7 protein-coding genes and 1 pseudogene (1 of these 8 cut by a window edge) are annotated in these 10,000 nt (G+C 40.4%); all 8 read right to left on the bottom strand.

Features of this window, described 5'->3' with window-relative positions; genetic code table 11:
* Positions 1–629: the 5' portion of an EpsG family protein gene (locus K4305_RS07665; protein ID WP_331561826.1), read on the bottom strand. It extends 454 nt beyond the left edge of the window; 629 of the gene's 1,083 nt are visible here — the first part of the coding sequence; its start codon is at positions 627–629; its stop codon lies off the left edge, out of view.
* A gap of 231 nt (positions 630–860) precedes the next feature.
* Positions 861–1,763, bottom strand: coding sequence for a glycosyltransferase family 2 protein (locus K4305_RS07660; RefSeq protein WP_331561825.1), 903 nt, complete (start codon positions 1,761–1,763; stop codon positions 861–863).
* Positions 1,764–2,252: 489 nt separating this feature from the next.
* A pseudogene (locus K4305_RS07655) lies at positions 2,253–3,652 on the bottom strand (IS1380 family transposase).
* Between the two features lie 336 nt (positions 3,653–3,988).
* Positions 3,989–5,173, bottom strand: a complete 1,185-nt coding sequence (locus K4305_RS07650) for a polysaccharide pyruvyl transferase family protein (protein WP_331561824.1) — start codon at positions 5,171–5,173, stop codon at positions 3,989–3,991.
* A 105-nt stretch (positions 5,174–5,278) separates the two neighbouring features.
* Positions 5,279–6,619: a Coenzyme F420 hydrogenase/dehydrogenase, beta subunit C-terminal domain gene (locus K4305_RS07645; RefSeq protein WP_331561823.1), complete on the bottom strand. Its 1,341-nt coding sequence runs from the start codon at positions 6,617–6,619 to the stop codon at positions 5,279–5,281.
* Positions 6,620–6,623: 4 nt separating this feature from the next.
* On the bottom strand, positions 6,624–7,949 hold the full coding sequence (locus K4305_RS07640) for a flippase (protein WP_331561822.1): 1,326 nt from the start codon (positions 7,947–7,949) through the stop codon (positions 6,624–6,626).
* Between the two features lie 157 nt (positions 7,950–8,106).
* Positions 8,107–8,460 (bottom strand): four helix bundle protein, encoded by a 354-nt coding sequence (locus K4305_RS07635; RefSeq protein WP_331561821.1) that lies wholly within the window; start codon positions 8,458–8,460, stop codon positions 8,107–8,109.
* 276 nt (positions 8,461–8,736) lie between these two features.
* On the bottom strand, positions 8,737–8,919 hold the full coding sequence (locus K4305_RS07630) for a hypothetical protein (protein ID WP_331561820.1): 183 nt from the start codon (positions 8,917–8,919) through the stop codon (positions 8,737–8,739).
* Positions 8,920–10,000: the final 1,081 nt, after the last annotated feature.

Below are 10,000 nucleotides of genomic sequence, written 5' to 3'. Positions count from 1 at the left end.
AAAGCATCAATATAATTAATCATAAAAGCCAATACACCTAACACCCAAAAAAATACAAGAGGCACTGGACGAAATATGAGTAAATACAATGGCAACACAATAAATGCGCTGTAATGAATTAATCCGGCAAAACAAATCTTTAAAAAAAATAAAGCAATTCGCCTATTCCAAATATCGGAAAAAGAAAGAATAACAATAGTCACAGCAATAAACTGCCTAACCTGATTCACAGAAATAAAAATAAATCCCAACCCAAACAGAACAAGAAATGATAAAAACACATCTGTACTATATTTTTGAATGGCATATAATATTGCAACATATGACACAATAGCTGATAATAAAAGAGCACCTACCTCTGAATCGCCAAAAATCATCAAAGATATTCTCATCAACAAAACATATCCCGGCTCAAGAAATCCATCTAACCAACCATATTTCATCAAATCAAAATATTCTACATATCCCCAATAATCTGTACCAACACCTTTCCGAAAACCAATAAATATTATCAATACAACTCCCACCCCTAACCAGTATATACTTTTTGCTAAATTTTCATTTCCGATCTTTTTAACAAAAAATAATATCATCATTACCCATATATATATATATAGCCAGTAACTCATACAATCAAATTTATATCAATATATTTATTCCTATTGCCATTTAATTAATAACACTACTATCAAAACTTATTTATAAAAAAACATAAGCGCTTAGCAACAAGTCTTTCCGTAATTTGTTTTGATCTGAGATTCAGGATTATAGTACTTCTTTCTTGATTTATAGCTAGATCCGTTTATGCTTTAGCTTAATTACCACGGAATTAATTATTGAGGCGAGCTTATCACCTTATATTAAGAAAAACTTTTTAACGCATTTTTTAAGCCCGGAGTAACCTTATTTTTACAAAATAACTTTTGACAAATAACATCCATTAATTGATAAATATATTTTACATGATAAGCACTAAAAGGCTTTTTCCAGCTAAATGAAGAATAAAAAAGCGTTAGACCATTTTGCATTAGACATTGTTTTTGCATCTTTTTAAGAAGATGATTTCGATCGATTAATGCATTCAATCGATCAATAGCTTTTTCTGGACTCATTTCAGATGTAAGAGAACCATGCCGAACAGTAACTGCATATATAGGGCACTTTGAAACTTTAATATATTTAGCGGATGCACCACATTTAACTGAAAACAATACATCATTCCCGTATTTTTGTGAACTGAATCTAATACAATTATCATCAATGATTTTTTTTAGGATCAGCTTACTCCATGGCGGACTCCAACAATACCTTAACCCATCTTCACATCCATCAGATAAATACAAGTCTATCATTTTTCGATAACCACTAGTCCTATCCCTACCTACCATATCACCATCATTAATTGGTGGAAAAAACACAATTTCCTTTATCTCATTACCTTCTATCGTGCCTAGCAAGCAATCAAATTTATCACTTATAAAATAATCATCGGAATCAGCAAAGAGCAACCATTTTCCTTTAGAATATGATATTCCGATATTCCTTGCCACACCAGCATTTGACTCATTACTATTATTTTTAAATAATTTAGCACAACGATGTTTTAAAGATATTTTTTCAACTGATGCCTGATCTATACTTTTATCATCAACAATTATAATTTCAAGATCATTAATCTCAGGGATAGATTTAAGAAGTCGATCTAAACCATTTAAATTATCTTTATGTGGCACTATAATTGATAATATGAGCTCTTGCTTCATTATAAGATCGTGTTTAATGATTATTTTATGTACCAACCCGCAACATCGCTACTGGAAATTAATTTTTAACTGTGAAACCCCAATCTGGAAGAGCCATTTGTGATACATATATGCATTAACTAATAAAAAAGTTAATCGCGTAATAAAATATAAGCTTGGTTAATTAACACGAATCATTTTAGTTCCACTAAATCTCCTTTATTAGAAATTTTATCAATTATATGACACTTTATTAATCTGGCAAATAAAACTCGAAATTTCATTATCCTAAATTGAGCGATGAGGTTCTGAGGCGACCCTTTCAACCTGTAAAATCGGATTCTACCCTCTGATCTGATTTGGTTTTTCTTTTTTGATCTCCCTTCTGCCTGTAAAACAGCAAACATAGCAGCCTCAGTCAACCAAAAGTACATCACAAGCACGTATTTGCTTTTGATTGGACGCACTGATCCCGTCGTTTTTGGTGCATTTCCTACTCAACCGAACAGGCTAACAGAGCTGTGGCAAGCTATTCTGGCATATTTCAAGGAGCTTGCCGAACTGCAGCCGCTCATAAGCTGCTCTCGGAACTTTCATGATCAGCTTTCCTGCATGACGAACGATCTTGCCTGCCGTATCGATGAACTGACGACGAAAGGTATGAGCATAGACCGACACCGATATGACGGATGCTGTCACGTCTTCCTTGAAGGATTCAAAGAGGTTGTTGCCCAGCAGCATCAGATAGTACCATGCAGCGTTTGCAGGAAATCGTTTGAAGGGTAATTGTTCATGGCCAAAGGTTTTCAGGGCCCGGTTGGTGAGTTCATCCGTTCCCCGGTCGTGATAACGGGCCAGTATCGTTTCGGCTTTGAACCACTGCTCTTCTTCGATGGCTTTGAGCTGGCCGTCGATTGCCTCGCCCTTGCCAATATTTGTAATGATCACCGTATCCCGCGACATAACCCGTCGAGAACGTACTGCCCATCGTCTTCCCAAAGGGTGCTGAAGATCGTCCGCCGTTCTTTCTTCCACGTCTTCTGTTTGCACATGAAGTCCGTATACATCCAGCTTGTCCGTTCATCAGTTACTTTCTTGTAGGCTTGCCAATCACTACTCTCCGATGCTTCATCGATGACGTTTGCATATTGTTTACCGCCACACAGATACCCGATCTTCAGCTCCTCACAGACACTGAACACCTCATCATCGTAAAACCCGGCATCCATACGCACAATGATGGGAACATCTTCCCGGTATGCTGTCCGGATTTTTCTGACCATATGGCGCAGCATCTTTTCGACCGTATCTCCATGATTGGAGTGCTTCCTGCCGCCACGGAACACCGCGTCTACCACGTAACGCCCCCAATTCAGCTGCAGGGGCTGGAAGCCCTTGACCTTCTTGTATGTCGGCTCAACGCCATGGCGTTTTTCTGCATCGTCGTTGTCGAAGACCGTCGTATCCAGGCCAAGGACAATAACCTTGGGTTTTGTTTGGTTCAGCCGCCAGATGAACAGATCCTGCAACAACTTCCTGAACAGGTAGACTCGCCGGAAGGAAAAGGCACCAAAGAACCGCTTCATGGCATGCGACGAAGCCAATCGTTTGGTACCAAGGACAGCCGAATAACTCTCATCAGCCTTAAGCTGATCGAACCAGACCAGATGACGACTCGTTCCATCCATGAAAAAGCTCAGCATCTGCACAAACAACTCGCTGATCGGCAATCCCTTGCTGTTCTTGCGCAGAGTACCGAACATGCGGTCAATGATCGGAAACAGTTGGATACTGCGCAGATAGAGGGCAAACAGGCTCAAACCTGCTCTGCCGGTCAACTGATCATCAGTTGGAAGAATTTCCTGAATATGCTGTTTCTTATTCTGCCGAATCCTCGTATTTTTGCTCATGAAGCTCTCCACCTGTCGGGTTGTGTTTTCTGTACTGGTAATTGCTACGTTACCCATTACAAGATAACACTTTATGCCCATAGGTGAGGGCTTTTTTTATTTCGAATCGATCAGGTCAGGATTATATTACTTGCATGGAAATAATCGATATCAGGCAACACCCTGACCGATAGAGCATTATTGCGCAAACAGGTCGTTGCAATTGAGGTGTCAGTACTTTTAGGGGTATCCGTTCAAACATCGAGTAGATGGTGGCAACGTTAACAATGAGGTGCAATAAAAGATTTTCATATAACAACTATGGCGCTTCAGACTTTTTTTAAATCTGTCCTTTAATCATATTTTTTTTATTTTATATCTTAAATCTATTATCTCAAATACTTTTTCCCACATTTCTTCCGATTGTTTTTTCAAAACCTTTGTACGCTCAATCAATTTCGAGCGAATATTCATCCTAGAGTAAGGATTTACAATTAAATCAACTTTTTCCCGAAATAAGTCATCTCCTCCCAAGACGTCAATCATTCCTTCTTGAAAATCATAATCTTTAAATAGCATTTCATACTTGTGACTCCAACCTGTTGCTAATGATGGTACACCTTGGTTTAATGCACTGACAAGACCGTGATACCTACTACCAATAGTACCTTCGCAGGTTCCCAAAATTCCCTTAACTTGTAGTGGGTTCTTTTCAATCACTACTGGACAGACACCATTAACAGCCTTGCTGATTTTTTGGGCAAGCATCAAATCCTTTTCACCTTCATGTACTAATAAAAATGGTGAGCATTTCTTCTTTACTAAATAATTAGCACATTTAATTAAAAAAGGAATGTAGGCATCACTTTCAGACTGATTGGTTTTATCAATCATTCTGTGATTTGGCACAATACAAAAGCGATGGCTACGTGAATCAAAAGATTCTGGAATAATACCTTGGACAAGATTGGTAAAATCAGGTGATAGACTGATATTTGCGCGTTCTCCCACTACTTCAATTAAATAATTGTATGAAATTTCTTCACGAGCGAAAACCAAGTCAACATTATTAATAACTGCTGCGATGCTTTTTTTGCTATACTTAGACGTAAAGGGACCTAATGCTTGTGGCAATAAAATAACAGCACACCCCCTTCTGCGCCACCGCCTTGTTGATTTTTCAAGCTCCAATGAAGAACCTTCGCCCCATTGATCGCTGTAGGAGAAGCCCGCTGCATCTATAACTACATCCACTTCTTTGTCTATAACTAAACCATATAGTTGACGTATTTTTTTCGGTACAAGGTTAGCTATATCACTCAGATGAAAGCCATAATGATAAAGCCATGCCTTAGGAAGCAATGCCAATTCGGCTTGTTTATAATAGGCATCAAACCTCTCAGATCCGCGTAACCCACTATATATTGGAGACATTGTAAATAGCGCATCTGGATATTTTCTTCGAAGTTGTTGTAGTGCAGCATAAAGCATTAACTCAGCGCCTTTATTTACAAAACCAGCTTTTCTTATTTCAATTATCATATTACATCATTTTTATATCGTACAAATATTTCAACAAATCGATCATTGAATAAACACAAATAATTATTCACTACCTCTTATTGATCTAAGTCAGAGGGTATTAAACTAAGCACCTTTGTTCTCAATCGTTATAATTAATATGCAAACTATTTTCACAAAAACATTTCTTATAATCTTGAAAATATCAAGTACAACGATTTTCAGCCTTTTCTTTCTCAACCACCCAGCTGCGGCTTTGTATATTACCGAAGCCTTGTCATATGTATCAAGAGTCAATCCCTGTTTCAAGTCGTTCTCGAATACCTTCAAGATTTTTTTTCCGTTAACTTGTTGTCTTTCAACACCTTCAGGCAGTGGCATTTCAAGCCCTTTCCAAGCCTGTAAATAAGCTTTCCAATCCCTTACACGCTGGTCAATGCACTGGCCATTCACAGCCGTGGCAACAGAAACACTCCGCAGGTCAATCTTGCCTACACCTGCAACATCTTCGATTACATGTTTGCCCCTCTCATTTCTGACGAGCACCAAAGTCTCTCCATTTATCCTGTCCACTCCCTCCACCCCGTGCGGGTCACCACATACAATATCAGCTTTTACATTCAGCTTATCAAGACACAACCGACAACGGACAGGAGTAAAAAAATCCTTTATCGCCATTCGGTCTGCCGCCTTCAGCATTATGATTTCTCCGTTATTTGTCTCAACGGATGGATCCCCAGGATAACCCGACCTTGTCTTATCTCTATAAATGATGTGGGAAACCGGCTTTTCTGTTGCCTGCTTCGTCAGCCAGTCTATACTTTTTGCTGTAAGTATTCGATCACAAACCAATCCAATTCTCAGAACAATTTTATCCTCAATCTCTGGAAGTGCGCTCTTCAGGAGCTCAAGACCCTGCATGTGGCATGGCAGTCCCACAACTGCTATCTTATTCTGAACTTTAAGTTGCTCCCTGAGATTCTTTAGAAGTGGAACTGGAACATATTTTGATTTCTGGGCTTGCAATAGCTTATGCGGATTACCTATTAGAATTGCCTCTCCTCTGGGTGGTATAGCATGCGTCATTACCGCGCAAAGGACAGCATCAACGGCATTCCGTTGGAGCATGTCTTTGAGAATACCTGTTACAACACCTCCAGACTGAGCGTTCTCGTAGATCTCCTCATCAAGTGACCTGCCAACATATGCTTCAAGTATACTTTCAGAATGGGGAACACAAAGATAGGCATCATGAACTCTATCGTTATACTGGACTCCTGGACATACTTTCAAACACAAGCCGCAATGAACGCAGTTCAAATAATCTACTTTTGGATAAAGATACCCTCCAAGAGTTTCATGTAATGTGATAGCCTTCTTTGAACACGCAGCAGCACATGCACCACAACTCAGACATAACCGGTTATCAACCACATAACCAATATCCTTTGAAGTAACGTTATGCATCTATTCACTTATTCCTGATAAAATAATTATATGGTAACCTTAGGGGCAAGAATATTGCAAGGCTCATCATCACAAAGACTTCACGGCTTTTAGCTGTAACAAGCAAAGAAAAATATGAAGCTGTTGCATATGATATAAGTGTCGCAATTGCTGCCCCCTGCCCACCATAAAGAGGAATAAAATAGAAATTCAGAATGACGTTGACGAGTGCACCGAACCCTTGAGTGATCATTGAAAAGACGAGAAGATCCTCAACAAGTATCCACTTGCTCAGTGCAGCACGCATAAATACAAATAATGCTGCCCATATATGAATAATAAGAATTCCAGCGGCATCATGATATGCATCTCCAAAAAAAAGGCTAATAATGTACGGAGCAAAAATATTAACTGCGATTGCAACAATTAAAGCTACAAAAAACAGTATATCAAATATCTGCTGCAACCTTTTCCGATATAACCAAGAATCATTTTTACTGAGCTCGATCAACCTCGGATATAACGACGCAACGATAGCCGTCGGGATAAAATACCACACCTCGGACATTGTGGCTGCAACACTGTAAACACCAACCGCCTTATCATCAACCAGCCATCGAAGCATTACCTGATCAATCTTAAGATAAATAACAGCAAATATTGATCCCAGGAATATTACCCATCCGCTCGAAAGCAATTCTTTAGCTTTACTTAATGAAAACTTCCACTTTACAATTGAGAAACCGGATTTTTTCTGAAACAAAACCAGCAAAAAGATACTAACCATGACAGATTGAAGAACATGTGCAAATGCAAAATATGTAAGCCCTGCACCAAGCACAACAAACAACACTTTAAGAATAGATCCGCTTATAATCCCGCTTAATTGCGCTATTGACGAATACTTTCCCTGAACCTGAGACTCGAACCAGAATGAAATAATTCCTGTCAACGGGAGAACAAGCATAGAAGTCGAAACAAAAAGGATCAGATAGAAATTCTCTGTCAGCCATCCTTCAGACTTGTAAGCATAAATCATCAATAAAGCATAACCTAACACCGATCCGCTCATTTTTAATGCAAAGCTGGTTCCCAGAATCAGTGGACGTTCCTCACGATTTTTTACAATCTCTCTTACGACCAGTCCACCTAAACCCATATGAGAAGCCGATGCAAACAGAGCTGTAAGTGATATTGCATATGAAAGCATCCCAAATTGCTCAGGCCCGAGATACCTCGTTACAATAACCGTAACAGCAAATGTAATTCCCAGCGAAATAATTTTATCACTTAATAACCATGACGTATTGGTTATATATTTTTTAAAACGTTGATAAAAAGATACTGCCATTAAAAAGATTACAAATTGTTATATAATATTTTGTGAGATAGGTTTCTGGCTGCTTAGCTTGATAGCTGGGTGGCTGGATAGCTTGTTAGCTTGTTAGCAAGAAAAGCCAAATGGCTGGTGGGCAGAATAGCAATCAAGCTATCCAGCCCTCTCGCCATCAAGCCGATACAACTTTTTTGTAAAACGACCATAATGCTTTCGATACGTCATCTTTTAGCGTCTCAAGCTCCTTAAAATCAGTTGTATCGATGTATCCTAACCTGTTTGCAAATCCGAGGAGATATTCTGTTTCTGCGAGCGAGCCGATCGAGATATTCAGAAACCTGGCAAGTTCCTTATCACCTTTCCGTGCGTACCCTTCAACAATATTGGTCGGTACGGACAAGGCTGCCCTTCTGATCTGTGATGTTATGCCGAACAGCTCATCCTTGGGAAACGACCTTGTTTTCAGATAGACCTGATGCGCAAAGACATCGGCTTTCTGCCAAACGATGAGGTCTTTGTAGGTCATTTTTTGGGGAGGCTTGATAGCTTAATGGCTGGTTCGCTTGATGGCTGGGTGGCTTGATGGCTGGGTGGCTTGATGGCTGGGTGGCTAACCTGAAAATTATCATTCAGCTTACTCTGGCGGCAAGACCAGGTATCACGGAATCGGAGACTTTCAATATAATCTTCAAAACGCCCCCAAGGCCGATAACCCTTTATGTCGTTCACCGGTTCAAAGTAGCAAGCACATCAGCCGCAAGGGCCTCAAAATCTGTCGGGCTCAACCGGTGGTAGTCGCAGGTCATGCAATCCTCTCGTTCCACTCCCGGCAGGTATCCTGTAACGAACCGGGCAGCTCGGTCTGACAATCCTGCCCGCATGCCCTGCGAAGCCTGCGACCATACTCACTGTTGGGTATGTTTTTCTGATAACGCTGCTTGTAGTCTGTCTGTTCATCAGATAACTCGCCGTCCAGCCAGGCCATCCAGCTCTGGATGTTGCGCGCTGGCACAAAAAATCAAAGCTCATCGAAAAATTGACGAGCGTTCGAAAATTATTGATATAGATACTATGTAACACAGAGCATATTCCGGCTGTTCGTTGATAAACACAAGAAAGCTGGAATCAATAAACCCCTTTAACATATGAATATACAATGCAAAAAGTATTTGCTCGCCTGTAGAGCCTTCAATCCCGCAGTTCTATTTCAGCCATGTTCAGCCGACTGCCGTGCTTCGGAGTGAGTTCCAAGAACCAGGTTCTGAGTGTTTTTTTCTGTTCTGAGTGCTGAGTGTTCCGGATTACGGGGTAAGAACGGGGAAAGAACGGGGGCGGTGTGCCGGGAGCCCGGAGGTGACAGGGTTACGTTTCAGGTGGTAAGCATTTTTGATTTGCGGTGTTATGCTTTGCCTGACTCGTAACACGTAACACCCGTCTCGTTATTCCGCAAAAAGCTTCGCTATTTTCGGTTACAGTTTCAGCTTCTGCACCGAAATAACACTCTACTCACTGAATTTCCTGTTGGGCTGCAATGCTGCTGGAGCAGCATTACGGGGGTAACAGCTACTGAATATACGAAATTTGTGAATCGATTTCACAGTTGTGTCGTAACATTTCGTTACAAGGTGTCTCATTATTGGACAATATGTCTCATTATTTAACGGTTTGTTAATAAAAGGATACGGATGGGGTGGCAGGTTTTCGGGTGTTTCGAAAAAAAAATCAGAAGTCAGGAGACGGGGAATTTAAGAGGAAGATTTTGCCCATGGATTGGAATCAGGAGTAAGGTGATAGGAGAATTGAAGAGGAAGAGGTTGCCCACGGATTTTCACGGATTGGCACGGATTGTTGGATGAGGGGTTGACAGGAGGATTGGGTTATGTATTCTTGCTATTGAGCTATTGAGCTGTCTCGCTATCTGGCCTTATGGGAATGAAGAGCGCGGTGCCCGCTGATTGAAAACGGATTGGCACGGATTGAAGACGGGAGATAGGAGTCGGGGAAGGCGGATTTTTGCCCATGGATTGGTACGGATTTTCACAGCGGCGGTTGATTTGCTCAGGCTT

It is taken from the genome of Chlorobium sp. (assembly GCF_036528655.1).
Taxonomy (GTDB): domain Bacteria; phylum Bacteroidota; class Chlorobiia; order Chlorobiales; family Chlorobiaceae; genus Chlorobium.
This window is presented reverse-complemented; position numbering and strand designations above follow the sequence as displayed.

Bases quoted from the DNA above. Each gene is read 5' to 3' on its own strand.
- K4305_RS07635 (WP_331561821.1), bottom strand. From the start codon at position 8,460: ATGACCTACAAAGACCTCATCGTTTGGCAGAAAGCCGATGTCTTTGCG.
- K4305_RS07630 (WP_331561820.1), bottom strand. From the start codon at position 8,919: ATGGCCTGGCTGGACGGCGAGTTATCTGATGAACAGACAGACTACAAG.
- K4305_RS07660 (WP_331561825.1), bottom strand. From the start codon at position 1,763: ATGAAGCAAGAGCTCATATTATCAATTATAGTGCCACATAAAGATAAT.
- K4305_RS07650 (WP_331561824.1), bottom strand. From the start codon at position 5,173: ATGATAATTGAAATAAGAAAAGCTGGTTTTGTAAATAAAGGCGCTGAG.
- K4305_RS07645 (WP_331561823.1), bottom strand. From the start codon at position 6,619: ATGCATAACGTTACTTCAAAGGATATTGGTTATGTGGTTGATAACCGG.
- K4305_RS07640 (WP_331561822.1), bottom strand. From the start codon at position 7,949: ATGGCAGTATCTTTTTATCAACGTTTTAAAAAATATATAACCAATACG.